16 protein-coding genes and 1 pseudogene are annotated in these 18,239 nt (G+C 46.1%); 11 read left to right on the top strand and 6 right to left on the bottom strand.

Annotation, left to right across the window (positions count from 1 at the left end; genetic code table 11):
- Nucleotides 1-89 precede the first annotated feature (89 nt).
- The 3 genes from E5358_RS03315 to E5358_RS03305 all read left to right on the top strand — a co-directional run bounded on the left by E5358_RS03315 (nt 90) and on the right by E5358_RS03305 (nt 5,097).
- On the top strand, nt 90-2,405 hold the full coding sequence (locus E5358_RS03315) for a DUF2264 domain-containing protein (protein WP_135938865.1): 2,316 nt from the start codon (nt 90-92) through the stop codon (nt 2,403-2,405).
- Nucleotides 2,406-2,443: 38 nt separating this feature from the next.
- A complete protein-coding gene (locus tag E5358_RS03310) occupies nt 2,444-3,607 on the top strand; it encodes a DUF4861 family protein (RefSeq protein WP_135938864.1) in 1,164 nt (387 codons plus the stop codon).
- A gap of 152 nt (nt 3,608-3,759) precedes the next feature.
- Nucleotides 3,760-5,097, top strand: coding sequence for an ATP-binding protein (locus E5358_RS03305; protein ID WP_135938863.1), 1,338 nt, complete (start codon nt 3,760-3,762; stop codon nt 5,095-5,097).
- A gap of 45 nt (nt 5,098-5,142) precedes the next feature.
- Here the strand turns inward: E5358_RS03305 and E5358_RS03300 are convergent, their stop codons facing one another.
- Genes E5358_RS03300 through ligA form a run of 3 tightly spaced genes read right to left on the bottom strand, consistent with a single transcriptional unit; the run spans nt 5,143 to nt 8,320 of the window.
- On the bottom strand, nt 5,143-5,580 hold the full coding sequence (locus tag E5358_RS03300) for a DKNYY domain-containing protein (protein ID WP_135938862.1): 438 nt from the start codon (nt 5,578-5,580) through the stop codon (nt 5,143-5,145).
- Nucleotides 5,581-5,626: 46 nt separating this feature from the next.
- Entirely contained in the window at nt 5,627-6,163 is a 537-nt protein-coding gene (locus E5358_RS03295) for a metallophosphoesterase family protein (RefSeq protein ID WP_135938861.1), read from the bottom strand.
- Nucleotides 6,164-6,184: 21 nt separating this feature from the next.
- Nucleotides 6,185-8,320 (bottom strand): NAD-dependent DNA ligase LigA, encoded by a 2,136-nt coding sequence (gene ligA / locus E5358_RS03290; RefSeq protein ID WP_135938860.1) that lies wholly within the window; start codon nt 8,318-8,320, stop codon nt 6,185-6,187.
- 204 nt (nt 8,321-8,524) lie between these two features.
- Between ligA and E5358_RS03285 the strand changes: the two genes are divergently transcribed.
- The 4 genes and pseudogenes from E5358_RS03285 to E5358_RS15255 all read left to right on the top strand — a co-directional run bounded on the left by E5358_RS03285 (nt 8,525) and on the right by E5358_RS15255 (nt 10,368).
- Nucleotides 8,525-8,992, top strand: a complete 468-nt coding sequence (locus E5358_RS03285; protein WP_135938859.1) for a MaoC family dehydratase — start codon at nt 8,525-8,527, stop codon at nt 8,990-8,992.
- Nucleotides 8,993-9,396: 404 nt separating this feature from the next.
- Nucleotides 9,397-9,528: pseudogene (locus E5358_RS15530) on the top strand (DUF1016 N-terminal domain-containing protein); the annotation flags it as partial.
- 30 nt (nt 9,529-9,558) lie between these two features.
- Nucleotides 9,559-9,945 (top strand): hypothetical protein, encoded by a 387-nt coding sequence (locus tag E5358_RS15260; RefSeq protein WP_422121051.1) that lies wholly within the window; start codon nt 9,559-9,561, stop codon nt 9,943-9,945.
- Nucleotides 9,946-10,368 carry a PDDEXK nuclease domain-containing protein gene (locus tag E5358_RS15255; protein WP_277821145.1) on the top strand — a complete coding sequence of 141 codons (423 nt, stop codon included), beginning with the start codon at nt 9,946-9,948 and terminating at the stop codon, nt 10,366-10,368.
- Between the two features lie 130 nt (nt 10,369-10,498).
- Here the strand turns inward: E5358_RS15255 and E5358_RS03275 are convergent, their stop codons facing one another.
- A complete protein-coding gene (locus tag E5358_RS03275; protein ID WP_135938858.1) occupies nt 10,499-11,506 on the bottom strand; it encodes a M48 family metallopeptidase in 1,008 nt (335 codons plus the stop codon).
- Nucleotides 11,507-11,531: 25 nt separating this feature from the next.
- A complete protein-coding gene (locus E5358_RS03270; RefSeq protein ID WP_135938857.1) occupies nt 11,532-12,095 on the bottom strand; it encodes a LemA family protein in 564 nt (187 codons plus the stop codon).
- A gap of 498 nt (nt 12,096-12,593) precedes the next feature.
- Between E5358_RS03270 and E5358_RS03265 the strand changes: the two genes are divergently transcribed.
- On the top strand, nt 12,594-13,559 hold the full coding sequence (locus E5358_RS03265) for a hypothetical protein (RefSeq protein WP_135938856.1): 966 nt from the start codon (nt 12,594-12,596) through the stop codon (nt 13,557-13,559).
- Between the two features lie 197 nt (nt 13,560-13,756).
- Here E5358_RS03265 and E5358_RS03260 read toward each other — a convergent pair whose 3' ends face one another.
- Nucleotides 13,757-14,173 carry a transglycosylase SLT domain-containing protein gene (locus tag E5358_RS03260; protein ID WP_135938855.1) on the bottom strand — a complete coding sequence of 139 codons (417 nt, stop codon included), beginning with the start codon at nt 14,171-14,173 and terminating at the stop codon, nt 13,757-13,759.
- Between the two features lie 485 nt (nt 14,174-14,658).
- On the opposite strand from E5358_RS03260, the gene E5358_RS03255 reads away from it, so the two are divergent.
- The 3 genes from E5358_RS03255 to E5358_RS03245 all read left to right on the top strand — a co-directional run bounded on the left by E5358_RS03255 (nt 14,659) and on the right by E5358_RS03245 (nt 18,024).
- Nucleotides 14,659-16,356, top strand: a complete 1,698-nt coding sequence (locus E5358_RS03255; RefSeq protein ID WP_277821144.1) for an AMP-binding protein — start codon at nt 14,659-14,661, stop codon at nt 16,354-16,356.
- Nucleotides 16,357-16,566: 210 nt separating this feature from the next.
- Nucleotides 16,567-17,427 (top strand): hypothetical protein, encoded by an 861-nt coding sequence (locus E5358_RS03250; protein ID WP_135938854.1) that lies wholly within the window; start codon nt 16,567-16,569, stop codon nt 17,425-17,427.
- Nucleotides 17,428-17,805: 378 nt separating this feature from the next.
- Nucleotides 17,806-18,024, top strand: coding sequence for a hypothetical protein (locus E5358_RS03245; protein WP_135938853.1), 219 nt, complete (start codon nt 17,806-17,808; stop codon nt 18,022-18,024).
- Nucleotides 18,025-18,239 lie beyond the last annotated feature (215 nt).

Here is an 18,239-nt window from a genome sequence, read left to right as displayed (position 1 = left end):
CGTTTTTGTGCGCAATTCTTGCAGATTTCAAGAATTTTTCCTAACTTTGTGAGGTAATTTCACACATCTGACTAATTATTATCTATCCTATGATTTCAAGAAAACAGTATATCATCACTGCACTGTTTGCGTGTCTTTTATTGTGTATCCCTACCGTTTTGCAGGCAAAAGAGGCTGCAAAAGTACGCTCTATAATTGCAAAAGTCAACAACTATTGGCAGCGCAACAACACGCCGGAAAGGAATGCTTTCTGGGATAATGCCGCATATCACACAGGAAACATGGAGGCTTACCGCCTTACGGGCAATGAGGAATGGCTTGCCTACTCACTGAAATGGGCTGAGCACAACGAGTGGAAGGGTGCGAAAGGCAACGACAAGTCGAAATGGAAGTACAACTATGGCGAGACGGACAACCATGTGCTGTTCGGCGATTGGCAGATTTGTTTCCAGACTTATGCCGACCTTTACAACATTCTTCCCGACGACCGGCGCATACGACGCGCACGGCAGGTGATGGAGTACGAGATGTCTACACCGAAAAACGACTATTGGTGGTGGTCGGACGGACTGTATATGGTCATGCCGGTCATGACAAAGCTGCATAAGATTACCGGCAACCCGAAGTATCTTGAAAAGCTGTATGAGTACATTCTTTATTCCGACAGCATCATGTATGACGCCGACGAGGGGCTTTACTATCGTGATGCGAAGTATGTTTACCCAAAGCACAAGAGCGCGAACGGCAAGAAAGACTTTTGGGCACGTGGCGACGGCTGGGTGCTTGCAGGACTTGCGAAAGTGCTTCAGGATTTGCCGGCCGGCTACAAGCACCGCAAATTCTTTGAAAACAAGTACATACGTCTTGCCAATGGTGTGGTGGCATGTCAGCAGCCGGGCGGTTATTGGAGCCGTTCCATGTACGATGAGGCGCACGCACCAGGACCGGAAACATCCGGCACGGCATTCTTTACATACGGTCTTTTGTGGGGCATAAACAATGGTTACCTTACCGAAGCAAAATACAAGGAAGCGGCTTTGAAAGGCTGGAACTATCTCAAAAACACGGCTTTGCAGAAGGACGGACGAATAGGCTATGTGCAACCTATCGGCGAAAAGGCGATTCCGGGACAGGTGGTTGACGCAAAATCCACATCAAACTTTGGTGTCGGAGCGTTCCTGCTTGCAGCCTGCGAGTACACACGTTACCTTGAAGCAGGCAGCAACGCCGACCGAAAGTATTGGGTGGACTTGCTTTATAAAATGGCTTACCCTGTCCTCAGCAACATGGCAAAGGGCGAATTGCAGAAGAACATGCTTGTGGAAGTCAGCCCGACATGGGACGGACGCGACAAGAAGGTGACTTATATGGAGGCGTTCGGCAGACTTATGGCGGGCATTGCGCCATGGCTGGCACTACCGGACGACAACACTGACGAGGGAGCAAAGCGCAAGGAGCTGCGCCAACTGGCACTCGCAAGCTACAAGAATGCCGTTGACCCTGACAGCCCGGACTATCTCCTGTGGCGCAACGAAGGACAACCGCTTGTCGATGCGGCATACATTGCCGAGAGTTTCCTGCGCGGATTTGATGCGTTGTGGACACCGCTTGACGAGACTACAAAGCAACGCTACATCAAGGAATTCACACAATTGCGCCGTGTCGACCCACCTTACACCAATTGGCTGCTGTTCTCCGCCACCATTGAAAGCCTGCTTGCTAAAGCGGGTGCGCCACATGATGACTACCGCATAAACTCCGCAATACGCAAAGTCGAGGAGTGGTATGTCGGCGACGGATGGTATGCCGACGGTCCTTCTTTTGCCTTTGACTATTACAGCAGTTATGTTTTCCACCCTATGTATCTTGAAACGCTTCAGGCAATGATAGATGCGAAGGTGCGCACACGTATACATTATCCGAAATACTATGACCGTGCGCTCAAGCGTGCACAGAAGTTTGCAATCGTACTCGAACGTATGATTTCGCCGGAAGGCACGTTCCCGGTATTCGGGCGTTCCATTCCTTACCGCATGGCGACACTGCAGCCGTTGGCAATGATGGCATGGCATGAGAAACTGCCTGCCGGACTGACTAACGGACAAGTACGGGCGGCATTGACGGCGGTGATGCACAGGATGTTTGATGGTAAGGAGAATTTCAACGAAGGTGGCTTCCTGACCATCGGATTCGCAGGCCGGCAGCCGAACATTGCTGACTGGTACACGAACAATGGGTCATTGTACATGACCTCACTGTCATTCCTGCCTCTCGGTCTCCCTGCAACTCATCCTTTCTGGAGTGACGCTCCGATCGATTGGACAAGCAAAAAGGCATGGAATAGCAAGGCTTTCCCAAAGGATCATCATTGGGATGACGGAGGAAAAGTCCGCGATTTGTTCTAAGATTTCGGCATAGATGCCTTACTGATTGAATATCAAAAATGGTTTCAAGAAAACGATATTACACACCTTTCAGTGTTCTGTCCGCAGCCGCTATTCTGACATTGGGAAGCTGTTCTGCGGGCAGCACGCTGTCTGTCCACAATCCGTCGTCCCACCACCGATATGCATGTGTGGCAGAGATTGACGCATCCGCTCTGCCAGAGAAGTTCGCATCGGGATTTGAGATATTGGACAATGATGGCAGGAAGGTTGTCTACCAACTGACTTACGACAACAAACTGCTGATAGAAACGGACATCCGTGCAGGAGAGACAAAGCATTACAAGCTGAAGAAAAGCACTGCGCAAGCATTCGACACGGTATGCGTCAGCCAAATAAGATATGACTTCCAGGACGATTTCACATGGGAGAACGACCGTGGCGGCTATCGTCTTTATGGTCCGGCATACCGCAATGGAGGCGGCAATGTCAGCGGTTACGACATCTGGACAAAGTCTGTCGGCTATCCAGTATTGGCACAACGATACCATGACCATTGTCAAAAAGGCATAAGCTACCACAAAGACCATGGTTCGGGAATGGACGCTTACACCGTCGGACGCACACTTGGAGCCGGCATGAATGCGCTTGTGGACAATGGCAGCATTGCTTATCCGTGCGCCTATGAGAAGTGTGAAATCCTCGAAAACGGTCCGCTCCGCACTACGGCGCACATCACTTGCTTTCCGGAAGTCATAGGTACGGACACCGTTGTGGAAAGCCGTGTCGTCAGTCTTGACAAAGGTTCGTGGATGAACAAAACAACAGTGACATACTCCAACCTGTCAACTGCCCACGAACTCGTGACGGGTATTGTCATACACAAGCAGAACAAGAGGGGCTACTCCATAGGCAAAGACAACCGATTCATCGCCTATGCCGACCTTACCGACAATCCCGACAACGGCAACGGTGTGATTTTCATCGGCATAGTAAGTCCCACTCGTCCTGACTCCGTGTCTGTCACGCCCTTGAATCCTGCACAGGGGGATGCTGTTGCACAAATCATCAACCACACATCGTACGCTCCCGGACAATCGTACACATACTACTGGGGTGCCGGTTGGAGCAAAGGCGGAGTGCGAGGCATGCAGCATTGGGAGCAGTATCTCACTGATTTTTACGAAGAACTGCAAGTCCCATTGGAAACAAAAATAAAATAAATAGCAGTATTCAGTCGCCTTATATTTTCCGTACCATATCCCTTTTTTATTAGGTTGAACATCACACACAGTACCAAACATCATCAATAAAATTTGGAAAAATGTGATAAAAGCAGTATTGTTGCACAGGAAAAATGTGACAACACTATACTATGCTAATAAGAAAAGCTACACAGCACCTTATAGAATGGAAGAAGCGCAAAGCTCACAAACCACTGATTATCAATGGTGCGCGACAAGTCGGAAAGACATTTATTGTACGTCAATTTGGTCGTGATTACTATCAGAATATCATTGAAATAAATTTTGCGCTCCAGCCAAAGTACAAAACAATCTTCGATGATGGCTTTGATGCGGAATCAATATTGAAGAACATCTCATTGAAAGATCCGTTTACTGAAATGACTCCTGGAAAGACCCTGATTTTCTTTGATGAGATTCAGGACTGTCGTAACTGCGCAACATCCCTCAAATCATTCCATCAGGACGGAAGATACGATGTGGTGTGCAGCGGTTCACTCATGGGAATACACTATAAAGAGATAGACTCCAACAGTGTCGGATACAAAGAAGACTATCGAATGTTCTCATTAGATTTCGAGGAATTTTTATGGGCAAACGGTTACAACGAGCACCATATTGACAGGCTATACAACAAAATGGCGTCTGTACAGCCGCTCTCCTCTACCGAAATGGAGGTGTTCACAGGGCTGTTTCGTGACTATATGGTGGTCGGAGGTATGCCGGAAGTTGTGGCAACTTATGTAAATAACAAAAATTTCAGCGGAGTGCTTGCACTGCAACGCCAACTCATGCGTGACTATGAAGACGACATTACAAAATATGCCGACGGAATGGATAAAGCCAGAATAAAAGCTGTCTACAAACATATACCTGTGTTTCTGGCAAAAGAAAACAAGAAATTCCAGATTTCCAAAGTAGCTCGTGGAGCACGTTCACGCGAATATGTCGGTGTAACAGAATGGCTGACGGATGCAGGAATCGTGAATATATGCTATTGCCTGGACACACCGGAGCTGCCTTTGGGTGACAACTATATTGCCAACAATTTCAAGATTTATTACCATGATACAGGAATGCTCATTGCAGCGTTGGATGAAGAAGCTCAAGCAGACCTGCGTGAGAACAAGAACTTCAATACCTACAAAGGAGCCGTCTACGAAAACATTATAGCCGAAACACTTGTCAAACAAGGATATAGTCTCTATTTCTACCGAAACGAGAAGAGTACAATCGAAATGGACTTCTTCATCAGAGACCGACAAAGCCTTATCCCCATAGAAGTGAAAGCAAACGATGGAGCAACAACATCACTTAACAAGTTGATTGACAAAGGTGGCGACATTAGATACGGCATAAAACTCTGCAACAAGAACATTGGCTTTAACGGAAGATTTTACACATTCCCATATTTTCTTGGATTCCTACTGAAAAGATTCACAATGGACCGAGATAAGAATAATGTGTAATGCTACGAATATTACCAAGTCTGTTTTTGTGCCTTTTTCTCACTATCATTTCTCAACCTTGCGACCACGGAAATACGTGTTCCAAGAGTCGTGGGCGTAACCGTGGGAATCACATTGGAATGAGTCGCTGCTTGCCCTTTCAATCTTTCTGCCATGGTAATAGACAGACCAAGTGTCCTTGGCATAGCCCTGACCCAATACCGTGAAACTGTTGCATGATGCATCCTTTATCTTCGTTCCGTCAAAGTAGACGCTCCAAGAGTCTTTGGCATAACCGTCATTCAGCACCTTGAAACTTGCCACCGACGCACCTTCCACCTTCCTGTCGCCAAAGAACACTGCATCAGCACCTATATAATAATGTGGGCGGTGGTGTCGTTTTTCATGTTTTCTCTCACCATGCCCACCGCAATCGTTCTGCGCCATGCAAGGCATTGCCCCAAACATAATTGCCAAAACCAATGTAATAATCAGACTTTTCATAAGATTCGGTTTTATATTTTGTAACACAATGTTTCGTTTGCAGTATTCACTCACAGCCCCTGTCGCCTAAAGTCACGACATCAAGTTCCTTCATCCGGTCACCGTCAATGGTCAGACGCACCAGTGTTCTTTCAACATGCCACCCCTGTATGCCTGCCGCACCGGGATTGATGTGCAACAGACCGAGAGCCTTGTCCGGCATAACTTTCAGTATATGTGAATGTCCTGAGATAAAAAGTTGTGGCGGATTGCTGTATATCTGCCGTGCAATGGAATGGTCATACTTGCCCGGATAGCCGCCGATATGCTTCATCAGCACCTCAACACCCTCACATTTCCAGCGCAAAACCTCAGGAAACGCAAGGCGAAGTATACCGCCGTCGCAGTTTCCGCATACAGCCCTGACTGTCCTGACCTTGGGGTTGCCTTCACTGTCCGTGCCGAACGGTGCAGCAAGACGGTCTGTTATGCTCATATCACAGATGTCCCCAGCATGCCAAATTTCGTCGCACTCCTCAAAGTACTGCAAGTATTTGTCATCCCACCATGAATGTGTATCGCTGATTATGCCTATCCTTTTCATTGCCAATCATTGTTTTTAGTTTCAGTCAAAAAGATTCAATTCCTGCGGAGCAGCAGCAAAATTGGCAGTGGAAGACTGTGTGACTTCATTTTCTTTGGTGGTGTTCTCTGTCATTTCTGCGACAGAATTGTCGTCCGAAATCATGGCAAGGAACTCGTCCTCACTGACAATCTTCACGCCAAGGCGTTCCGCTTTCTGCAGCTTTGACGGTCCCATGTTCTCGCCGGCAAGGACAAATGATGTCTTGCCCGATATGGAACCAACATTCTTTCCTCCATGCCGCTCGATTATCGCCTTATACTCGTCACGGCTATGGTGAGTGAAAACACCACTGATGACCACCGACATACCTGCGAAAGTTTCCTTTTGCCCTGCCGTCTGCTCCTCCGAAAGCCTCATCTGCAAGCCATATTCACGCAGACGGTTAAGGATTTCGATGTTCGTTTCGTCATGGAAATATCTGATGACGCTCTCTGCTATCACCTCGCCTACTCCATCAACTTCCAGCAGTTCCTCAAGAGAAGCAGAGGCAAGTGTGTCCATATCCTTGAAATGGCGTGCAAGAAGGCGCGCCGTTGTCTCACCAACGAAACGGATGCCAAGCGCGAAAACGACACGCTCGAAAGGCACTTCCTTGCTGTCGCTGATGCTCTTCACCACCTTTTTCGCAGACACCAATCGGTTATCATTGCCTGATGTAATCTGCTGAGGAGTAAGCTCATAGAGGTCGGCAATGTTATGTATCAGCCCGCGGTTGTAGTAATCATCGACAGTTTCCGGGCCAAGCGTCATGATATTCATTGCCTTTCGCGCGATGAAATGCTCTATGCGCCCCTTTATCTGAGGAGGACATCCGGCATCATTAGGGCAATAATGGGCAGCCTCACCCTCATAACGCACAAGTTCCGCGCCGCATTCAGGACAATGGGTGGCGAACTTCACCGGCTCAGCATCAGCACTACGGCGTGATGTTTCCACACCGACAATCTTCGGGATAATCTCGCCGCCTTTCTCTACATACACGTAATCACCGATGTGCAAATCGAAAGAACGTATGAAATCCTCATTGTTCAGCGTTGCACGCTTTACAGTCGTTCCCGCCAGCCATACCGGAGCCATATTGGCAACAGGCGTTATCGCACCGGTGCGCCCCACCTGATAGGTCACTTCCAGCAACGGTGTGCTGACACGTTCTGCCTTAAACTTGTAGGCAATCGCCCAGCGCGGACTTTTGGCGGTATAGCCCAAATGCTGCTGCTGACGCAGGGAATTGACTTTAAGCACCACGCCATCCGTAGCTACAGGCAGGTTTTTGCGTTCCTCATCCCAATAGGCTATGCAGTCCATGACCTCCTGCAGCGTCCTGCATTTCCTCATTCCTTCCGACATCTTGAATCCCCAGCGCGCGCACTGCATAAGATTCTCATAATGACCGTCGGAGGGCAACTCCTCGCCAAGCAGATAATAAAGGTACGCATCAAGACCACGCTCTGCCACAACACGCGAATTCTGCGACTTCAAAGTCCCCGAAGCAGCGTTTCGAGGGTTGGCAAACAACCTCTCTCCTGCCTCCTCACGCTCGGCATTAAGTCGGCGAAACGATTCCCAAGGAAGCAGGATTTCTCCGCGAATCTCAAAATTTTCGGGATAACCGCCAGGCATTTTCTCTGCCGAAAGCTCTTCAGAAAGTTGCAAAGGTATGCACCTGATGGTACGCACATTCTGCGTCACATCATCACCACGTACACCGTCACCGCGTGTGACGGCACGCACAAGCCTGCCATTCTCGTAAGTCAGCGATATTGACAGACCGTCATACTTCATCTCACAGCAAACCTCAAACTCCTGCCCTTCAAGACCTTTGCTCACCTGCTCATACCATGCCTGCACCTCCTCACGGCTGTACGTGTTGGCAAGGGAGAGCATCGGGTAACGATGCTCCACCTGAGTGAACTGCTGATTGATGTCATTACCCACCCTCTGCGTCGGCGAGTTCTCATCATAAAGCTCAGGATGCTTCGCCTCCAAGTCCTGCAATTCACGGAGAAGGAAGTCGAAATCCTGGTCGGAGATTGTCGGCTGGTTGAGCACATAGTAACGGTGGTTGTGCTCATGAAGCTCACGGCGTAGTTGTAATATGCGTTCTGTTTCTGTCATAGTAATGGCAAAGTTACGGATATTTTCCGTAATAATACAATGCTTTATGATAATTTTTCGCTTTTTTTACAACAATATATGCAATAAGAATGAAAAAATTGTTATCTTTGCATACTGAAAATCAACTTGCTTATATGACAGGAAGCATCGGTTCATGTCATTGGCACAAAAAGGTGAAGCAAAAACAAACAAAACAATAATAGAATGGCAAAAGTTATTATCAACTCCTACGATGAGTTTGCAGAATATCTCGGCAAAGAGATAGGTACAACCGATTGGTTTCAAATCGATCAGGACCGTATCAACCTGTTCGCAGATGCGACACTCGACTACCAATGGATTCATGTCGACGTGGAACGCGCAAAGACAGACAGTCCGTTCAAGTCAACCATCGCACATGGTTATCTGACAATGTCACTGCTCCCGAAACTGTGGTACGACACAATCGAGGTGAACAATGTGGCACAGCTCGTGAACTACGGTCTCGACAAGATGAAGTTCGGAATGCCTGTCATCACAGGAAGTTCAATCCGCATGAAGACAGTCCTGCACAACATCCAGAACCTCCGTGGCGTCTGCAAGGCGGAAATCAAGTTCACCATCGAAATCCAAGACCAGCGCAAGCCTGCTCTTGAGGGTATCGCGACGTTCCTTTACTATTTTAACAAGTAAGGGGGACATATCCAACCTATAACAATATAAAAGCGAAATACCTAAAAAAGGTCAAGTGGACTCCTCTTCAATAGTTTGCTCTTAATAGCGACTATAGATTGAGTGCAGCACTGCTCTTACAAGTATTTCGCTTTTATACATGATATGTAGAAAACACCTCAACATATCAAAAAACTATCACCATTATTTTCTTCAACCGTCATTTCTCTATAAATTAATGTGCCACTATGTCTGAAAGCGAACTATATATCACACATTCGCACAATGTGCGTCTTGATAATGAATACGCCCAATGGCTCACAGAACTAATTGGGCGCTACAGACATGCACAAATCAAAGCTGCCGTAAAGGTTAACGCTCAAAAGCTTTTATGGAATTGACAGACCGGACGTGACCTTGCACTACGTAAGGCAGAAGAAAAATGGGGAACAGGAATCGTGGAACAACTCAGCCTTGATTTGCAGGCAGCTTTCCCTAATGAAAAGGGATTCGGGTCAAGCAATCTATGGTATATGAAGAAATGGTATCTCTTCTAAGAAGAAAAACTCCACCAACTTGTTGGAGAATTGGGCATAATTTCCGAAGACTTTCTCCACCAAGCTGGTGGAGAATCCATACAACACTCTGCACAAACCGCATTTCCTAAACTTTTCTCGTATGTGCCATGGAAGCACCATGTAGAAATCATAACAAAGTGTAAGACTGTCGAAGAAGCGGTCTTTTACCTTAAGTTAACGGTAAAGGAATCACTTTCACGACAAGGGCTTGTTAATTGCTTAAAGGCTAATTTATTTATTGAAAAAGGCGGAGCCATCTCTAATTACAAGGAACATCTTCCCCTGCCACATGCTCAATTAGCACAAGAAATAACACGTGGAAATTACGATTTTAGTTTCATTCAGCTGCCACCGGAATATTGCGAACGTGATTTGGAAGATGCGCTATGCAAATAGATGACACGCTTTCTCCTTGAACTTGGAAGCGGTTTCGCATTCGTTGGACGACAAAAGGAATTAGTGGTCAGTGGAGTAAGCAGACGCATCGATTTACTATTCTACCACATAAGGCTACGTTCGTATATTGTTTTGGAAATCAAAGTCAAACCATTTGAACCCGGTTTCACTGGACAAATCAACTTCTATGTTAATGCTGTTGACGAATTGCTTAAAACGGATGAAGACAACCCGACTATAGGCATCTTGATATGCAGTGACATGAGGGATACAGATGTACAACTTTCGTTTAAAGGCATAACAACCCCTTTAGGAGTGGCAACCTATAACAATGTGCAGTTGGAGGAAATAAAGAAACAACTACCAACCTATAACCAGCTTGTTGAACGAGTCAGGCTTCTGGAAAAAGAACTGAAAAAATGATTAAGAAACAAACTCTCTCACAGAACTGCTTATAAAAACATACGGCTTACATATAATTGTCTGTATTGTAATTACACCACAGGCTATTACATATAAGCCGTATATTATGCTTAAAAGACAAAATACCTTATCAGAATTGTTCCAGAATCTTTATTCTCTTCGCTGTGTCAGGGTGTGTGGAGAATAAATTTCCCATGAATGAACTGAAACCTGACAAAGCCATCTCAGGACGAATTATGAACATCTGTGCCACATCGTCACGTCCGGTCTCTCCCAAACCCGGGTCACCGGAGATTTTCCTGAGTGCGGAAGCGAGGGCAAGCGGATTGCCGCAAAGCTCTGCACCACCGGCGTCTGCCATGTATTCACGCTTTCTGGAAATGGCAAAACGTGTCATCATTGTGAACAAATAAGCTATCGCACAGCAGAAAAGACCTATCAGCATCACTGCCATCATCGACAGTCCGTTGCCTTTCTCGTCATCGCGGCTGCTGCGACTGCCACCACCGAACCACAGCATGTGGTAGAACATGTTGTAGACCATGCCCATGACTGTGGAGATGATGCCCACAAAGACAATGCTGATGACAAGCAGGCGAGTGTCGTGGTTGCGGATATGGGTCAGTTCGTGACCAATCACTCCGGCAAGCTCATCATCGTCAAGCAGGTCAAGAAGTCCCGTCGTCACCGTGACTGTGTAGGACTTGCTGTCTATTCCTGATGCGAAAGCATTGAGCTGAGGGTCATCAATGACATTCACCTTCGGCATCTCCATACCGCAAGCCATGGTGAGATTCTCCACAATGTTATACACACGAGGATTCTCACGGCGCTCCAAAGGACGTGCCCCCATAGCGGAACGAATCATGGCGGTGTTACCGAAATAGGCTATGGCAAACCAAATTCCCACTCCACCAACCACCCATGGGAGAGTCCGGAGGAAATAATGATTTACCGCATCAGCGTCAAGAGTGTGCACAAGTTCACCATACTGATTGTAATATCCGCCTCCAAAATAATTCACCAGAGCAAGGAACACCCACACCATGCCAAGCAGGATGACAGGAAACATGATGAGAAGGATTATGCTCATCATGTTGTTCCTCGACTGCTGGGTATGCATCCCGACATATTTCATATATTTTACAGTACGGCGGTTCTACTTAAAAGTTTATCTCCGGTGCCTTCTCCACTGCTGCACGCTCTGCCGGTACCACTTCAAACATCGGCTCTTTCCGGAATCCGAACATGCCGGCAAGGATATTTCCCGGGAATGTCTGTACGGCATTGTTCAACTCACGTGTCGTAGAATTGAAGAAGCGGCGTGTCGCAGCGAGCTTGTTCTCTATGTCAGACAACTCTGTCTGCAGCTGCAGGAAGTTCTGATTAGCTTTCAACTCTGGATAAGCCTCAACAGAAACCTTAAGACCGGAAAGAGCACTGGAGAGCAGATTGTCCGCAGCAATCTTGTCGTTCATGCTTGCAGCTGTCATGCAAGCCGAACGTGCTGCTGTCACAGCCTCAAGGAGTTCCTTCTCATGCTTGGCATAGCCTTTGACTGTCGCCACAAGCTGTGGCACGAGGTCATAACGCTGTTTCAGCTGGACATCGATGTTGCCGAAAGCGTTTTCACGGTTGTTGCGCAAGCGCACGAGGTTGTTGTAGATAGAAATCACCCAAAGTACTATCAGTACCACGACGGCGATAATAACGATTGTTGTAACCATATTTTCTTGTTTTTTGTTAGTTCATGTTTGTTTTGCCCTCCCAACACTAAAATATGACATGCTGGAAGGTGCGCACACTATCTAACATGCAAAAATAACGCCAATTACCGAAACAGACAAATTGACATGGCCTTTTTATGCTTTATTACAGATTTTCAAAAGAAATTGTGGATAAAGCGTTTGATTTACAATACAAAGTTGCTGTGTATCATAATCACAGTCTAAGAATCCTGCCGGAACCATCAACGACTCATATCGCACTTTATAAATAAAAAAATATGTGGGAGGATGCAATATATTTTTTTGTTTTGTTGTCAATTTTATTAAAATTTTAGTACCTTTGCATAAGATAAGCTGCACCTCAGCAATTCAGAGCAAGCTCTACTGCATTCGGTTTGCATTATCTTTGCATAAGATAAGCTGCACCTCAGCAATTCAGAGCAAGCTCTACTGCATTCGGTTTGCATTATCTTTGCATCGTTTATTTGCTAAAGAACTATGAATATAAGAAAATGCGTCTACATGATGATGAGTATTGCACTCCTTTCATCATGCTCACCAAAAGTTGTCACAGACATCGCAAAGACATATCCGGCTACCAATGCCGAGGATGTGGTTGTGTATGAAGTCTATGACAGTGTAAACGTCAAAGCGGAAGAACTGGGCACCATTCAAGTGAAGGACAGAGGATTTACCACTGACTGCGGGCTGGACAGGATGCTTGGCATCGCAAAGAGCAAGACGGCAGAAGCGGGCGGAAACATCCTGAAACTCACAGAACACAGGTATCCGGACATGAGGAGCACCTGCCACCGTCTATGGGGTACAATTCTTAAAACCGATGACACCACCGCTGCCGCCGGTCATGTGGCAGAGACAAAGGCAAGGGTGGATGATTACAACAGAAAGGCGTTGCAGTCCCGAACGAACATTGACATGTCAGGAAACGTTCTTATGGTGAATTTCGGACCTTCGTGGATTACATCCAATCTTTATACGCCTAACCGTACTTACAAAAGCAAATCGGGCATTGAGGGAATGATAAACTATGAGCATTTCTGGAAGAAAGGCATAGGATTCGGCATAGATTTCGCATATTATCAGACATCTTTTGATGATATGGGAGACTCATATTCAGGGAATTATGACATCACATTGGCTTATATAGGTCCAAGTTTTGTTTTTATGCAGAAGCCTTCTGACAAATGGCGTTTCGAGTATTCACTTGGTCTTGGATATGCGCGATACAGTGAGAACGGTGACTATATCCATAATGGCTTTGGCGTGATGGGGCGCATAGGAGTTGATTACTGCATCTCCAAGCACTTTGGCATCGGTTTGAATGTGAATGCTGTCACATCAAGGTTCAGCAATCCGGACGAGGCAGATTATTACATGGATAAGAACGAGGCCTACGGCATTCAGCGCATAAGTGTCATGGCAGGACTGAGATATTACTTTTAATTTCCACTTAGACTCAAACTTTCCTGTCTGTCACTGCATAATAAAAGACGCGCCAAACTTGCAGCATTGTGCAAATTTGGCGCATCTTTTATTTCAATAAGAACCGTTTCTTGTGCTTCAGAATGCAAGTTTCTGTCAACAAATGCTTTCTGTCTTGCCTCCACGAGACATCATGGAAGCCGGAATAATCCCACATGTCACTTCATTGCAGCGAGGACTTTCTTGTAGTACCTGTTGGTACTCTTCACTCGGTAGTTCACTCCTCCGTTCCATGCCCTGATGGCTTTCTCCACGTTGTTGTCCTTGTTGTAATGGCTCTGTATGAGCAGGAACATCTCCTTTGACTTCTCCACGGAGAAGCGGTCTTTAAGGGTGTAACGCTTCTTGGAGTTGCGTGCCTTGAGAATCTTGTTGCAGTCTTTCACCAATATCGGATTAATCTGCATCGCACCACAAGACAAACCGTTCACCGCCTTTGGGTTTCCTTCACTCTCCACATGAATGATTGCATCCATGACCGGTTCCCAGTCAAATGCCTCATTGGCGGATGTTGGCACTGTTGTAAATAATAATACTACTGATAATAATACACTCTTTACAAAATTGAATTTCATTATTTATCGGTTTCTGATGCTTTGGAAACGACATCACGTCCATCCGCGAACCGTTATACTCTGGGATATGAGCATCCGTATATTGACTATATTACTTTTACCCTTGAATTCTCATCCACTCTATTATAATATAGAATAAGGTGTTTAGTACGGAAGTTAACAACTCTAAGCATCAATTAATACTGAGGGACATCCTCTTCTTTCAGTCATTGACCGGCAGAAGAATCCCGGACATCCCACCTTTTCGTTCGGCAAAGGTAGCACATTCTTCCAACATGTGAAAACTTCAACGCTGATTTCTAATGTTTTACATCTGTTTTTTTATTATACATCAAATTTTCTGCTGCACAAAACAAATACAATGAGCAATAATCAACGTTATTTTGCATCATTATACAATTTTACATTGATTTTTCTTGCTAATATGCAGAAAAAGAGCTAATTTTGCACACTGAACATGCATTTTGTGCAAAAAACACACAGTTATGAAATTAGATAAAACAACCATGGAAAGACTCAGCATCCCTGCTGAGATTCCAAGTTTCAATGCATACATAGAGAAGTCCATAATAGACCATTGGGACCTTAATGCGCTCACAGACTATCAGGGTGCAACACTCCAATACAAGGATGTGGCAAGAAAGATAGAGAAAATGCATATCCTCTTCGAAAACAGCGGAGTGAAACCCGGCGACAAGGTGGCAATCTGTGGCAGGAACATGAGCCATTGGGCTGTGGCATTCCTCGCGACAATGACCTATGGGGCTATTGTGGTGCCTATACTGCATGAGTTCACACCGGAGCAAATCCACAACATCGTCAACCACTCTGATGCAAAACTGCTCTTCGTAGGTGACGTTGTGGCAAAGAGCATCACACCTTCGGAAATGCCGGCTCTGGCAGGTATCATCAACATTCCTGACTTCTCCATAATGGAGTCACGCACGGAAAAACTGACTTACGCCCGAGAACATCTCAACGAACTGTTCGGAAAGAAATTCCCGAAATATTTCCGCAAAGAGCATGTCTCTTATTTCCGTGAGGCGGATTCCGAGGATCTTGCAATGATAAACTACACATCCGGAACGACAGGATTCTCAAAAGGCGTCATGATTCCTTACCGTGCACTGTGGGGAAACCTTGACTTTGCCAACAATGCGCTTGGCAAATATGTCAGCCCGGGCTATAAGACTATCTCCATACTGCCTATGGCGCACATGTACGGCATGGCGTTCGAGTTTATCTATGAGTTCACGGCAGGATGCCATATCCATTACTTGACACGCGTGCCTTCACCTGCCATCGTGGCTCAGGCATTCGCCGACATCAAGCCGTGCATAATCATCGCCGTGCCGCTCATCATAGAGAAAATCATCAAAAAGAAGGTTCTGCCGAAAGTTTCCGCACCACATGTCAAAGCTCTCCTCAAGACTCCCGTCGTAGGAACAAAGCTCAAGGCACGCATCCGTGAGCAGGTCTATGAGGCTTTCGGAGGAAATCTCTACGAAATCATCGTCGGTGGCGCAGCTCTCAATCAGGAAGTGGAGAAATTCCTCTCTGACATCGGTTTCCCTATTACAGTGGGCTACGGTGCAACAGAGTGCGCGCCAATCATATCATACGATGATTGGCAGGACCGTGCGATAGGCTCGTGCGGACGTGCGGCATACCACATGGAAGTGATGATTGACTCCACCGACCCTCAGAACGTTCCGGGCGAGATTCTCACACGTGGATGCAACACCATGCTTGGCTACTACAAGAACGAGGAAGCGACAAAGGAAGTACTCACCGACGGCTGGTATCACACCGGCGACCTTGGCGTCATGAACGACGAAGGACAGATCTTCATCAAAGGACGCTCAAAGAACATGCTCCTCGGAGCCAACGGACAGAACATTTATCCTGAGGAGATTGAGGATGCACTGTCAAGCCTCTGCATGGTCAGCGAATGCCTTGTCGTGCAGCGAGGAGAGAAACTCGTGGGTCTTGTCTATCCTGACTATGACGAGGCAAAGAAGCAAGGTATTGACAATGAGGCTTTGAAAGGCATAATGGAGCAAAACCGTGAGACGCTCAACGCCACACAGCCTGCTTACCAGAAGCTCTCCGCCATAGAACTAATGGAGACAGAATTCAAGAAGACTCCTAAGAAATCAATAAAGAGGTATCTCTACAACTGATTCTTTTTAATGCTATTAGGGCGCGTTCCGGCATGGAATGCGCCCTGATTGTTTCCGACATATTACAACAAACTACATAAGTATAATTGTGTTCAGAAGGCAAAATTCTTTGGGTTCTTTGGATTCTTAGAGAGACCTCTGCTTTGAGAAATACTGCTCGGATGCAAGAACATCTTGATTACTTACTCGTAGAAAAACCTTACACCTAACATGAAAAACGAAAACAAGATACCTACTTGGGACGAACTTATAGCATCAATGTCCACATCGGTGCAGCACCCGGCAGACACCGCATGGAACATCTACCGATACCTAAACGCCTACTATAAGGAGATGAGTTCCGAAGAAGCACGCACACTGCTGGCATCGTACATGAAAATCCCACTCGCCAATCCCTCACTACTCCATTCGTGCGTGTTGGGCACAGCACTCAAAATGTCTACCGTACACGAGACATTCAACCTGCCGGCATTCCTCAAAATGTGGGGATTCCCTGCAAACCTGCGCACGGAGGACATGCAATGGCGCACACTCGCCAACGGCAGGACAGTGGCTCCACTCAGGGAAAGGGCAGAAAGAGCAGTCAGGGAATACCGCCAGAAACATATCGACATATCGCAAAAAACAATAGGCTATGTCGACCGCTACGACCCGAAGCACAAGCATTACCACATCTTCGACCCTCTCTCGCGCCATTTTGTGGCAATCGACCCGCCTACCCCTCCCGCCGTAGGCAGCTATGTCCGCTTCGCTCCCGTCATACCGGAAAAGGGGAATTTCAAGACCGCTGTCGCCCTATCCCCTGAGAACCACCACGACGGCCGGCGTGCTTTCGGCATAATGAAAGCAAAAATCAAATACATCAACACTGAAAAAGAGTATTTCGCCTATGAGCTTCTCTCGCCTATCACCCCTACTCCCGAAGGCGAGATAACCAAGGAAGGCTACGGCAAACTCTCGCTCGCCAACGCATACACCCTTACCGAGAACCGAGAAATCCACCTCATCCTCTTCCTCAAACGTGGCAAGGACGGCAAGAAGCGCAACTATATTGCGGAGATCATCTTATAAATTTCACCATCCCTAACAAACCAATTGCTGTGCTCTTGTACATGAGAAACACTGCAATTCCCAATCATCATGATACCTACACATAACAACCTCTAAATCAGCCCCATACTAACACCTCAACAAAAGGTAACGATTTGTGTGACAAATCGTTACCTTTTACCCCGCAAACCGTTACCTTTCAGAATGTAAATCAATAGGATTGGTAAATCAAACGATTACAGTACGGTTTTCAAATCATAAAACAAAGAAAAGAGGCATCATCAGTATGCCTACTCTCATTCAAGAATTGAAGACCTATAAACTTGTGGATCAATATCTGTTCCATACGGAGAGGTCATTAACTGCCATTAAATTCGTTGAATCAATCGAAATGAAATTATGAACGCTAAAATAACACAAGATAATCTGTATCTGATTTTGCCGATTAAAATAGGTTGGCTTGCCGAATGGCTCGTGGAAGATAAAGGCATCAGTCTGAAGGATGCCATCAACCGTATTTATCATTCAAAACTCTACAAAAAACTGTCAACCGAAAACACAAAATACTGGCATCTGGGACCTGTGGACTTGTATGAAGAATTGAAAAGGGAACTGTAATACATTTCCATGCAAAGTATTACGGAGCTACATACATAGAAATCAAGCAATTATACACAGTGAGACGGTACGCCAACATAGAAAGACTGTTCCTGCAAAACGAGATTCACCTTTCTGATTTAACAACTAATACGAAAAGCAGAAGAACCGTTTTATTATTGAAGTTGTTTAAACTAATTGTATTTAAGACATTTTTTAACAAACATGACTATGAA

The sequence above is a fragment of the Palleniella muris genome (assembly GCF_004792655.1).
GTDB classification, from domain to species: domain Bacteria; phylum Bacteroidota; class Bacteroidia; order Bacteroidales; family Bacteroidaceae; genus Prevotella; species Prevotella muris_A.
Note: the sequence above shows the minus strand (reverse complement) of the source record. Positions and strands in the feature narration are given on the sequence as shown.

Excerpts from the sequence above, each read along its gene's own strand:
- E5358_RS03260 (WP_135938855.1), bottom strand. The coding sequence starts at position 14,173 with ATGAAATTCAATTTTGTAAAGAGTGTATTATTATCAGTAGTATTATTA.
- E5358_RS03265 (WP_135938856.1), top strand. The coding sequence starts at position 12,594 with ATGAATATAAGAAAATGCGTCTACATGATGATGAGTATTGCACTCCTT.
- E5358_RS03305 (WP_135938863.1), top strand. The coding sequence starts at position 3,760 with ATGCTAATAAGAAAAGCTACACAGCACCTTATAGAATGGAAGAAGCGC.
- E5358_RS03315 (WP_135938865.1), top strand. The coding sequence starts at position 90 with ATGATTTCAAGAAAACAGTATATCATCACTGCACTGTTTGCGTGTCTT.
- E5358_RS03285 (WP_135938859.1), top strand. The coding sequence starts at position 8,525 with ATGGCAAAAGTTATTATCAACTCCTACGATGAGTTTGCAGAATATCTC.
- E5358_RS03250 (WP_135938854.1), top strand. The coding sequence starts at position 16,567 with ATGAAAAACGAAAACAAGATACCTACTTGGGACGAACTTATAGCATCA.
- ligA (WP_135938860.1), bottom strand. The coding sequence starts at position 8,320 with ATGACAGAAACAGAACGCATATTACAACTACGCCGTGAGCTTCATGAG.
- E5358_RS03245 (WP_135938853.1), top strand. The coding sequence starts at position 17,806 with ATGAACGCTAAAATAACACAAGATAATCTGTATCTGATTTTGCCGATT.
- E5358_RS03255 (WP_277821144.1), top strand. The coding sequence starts at position 14,659 with ATGAAATTAGATAAAACAACCATGGAAAGACTCAGCATCCCTGCTGAG.
- E5358_RS03300 (WP_135938862.1), bottom strand. The coding sequence starts at position 5,580 with ATGAAAAGTCTGATTATTACATTGGTTTTGGCAATTATGTTTGGGGCA.
- E5358_RS03310 (WP_135938864.1), top strand. The coding sequence starts at position 2,444 with ATGGTTTCAAGAAAACGATATTACACACCTTTCAGTGTTCTGTCCGCA.
- E5358_RS03270 (WP_135938857.1), bottom strand. The coding sequence starts at position 12,095 with ATGGTTACAACAATCGTTATTATCGCCGTCGTGGTACTGATAGTACTT.
- E5358_RS03295 (WP_135938861.1), bottom strand. The coding sequence starts at position 6,163 with ATGAAAAGGATAGGCATAATCAGCGATACACATTCATGGTGGGATGAC.
- E5358_RS15255 (WP_277821145.1), top strand. The coding sequence starts at position 9,946 with ATGACACGCTTTCTCCTTGAACTTGGAAGCGGTTTCGCATTCGTTGGA.
- E5358_RS03275 (WP_135938858.1), bottom strand. The coding sequence starts at position 11,506 with ATGAAATATGTCGGGATGCATACCCAGCAGTCGAGGAACAACATGATG.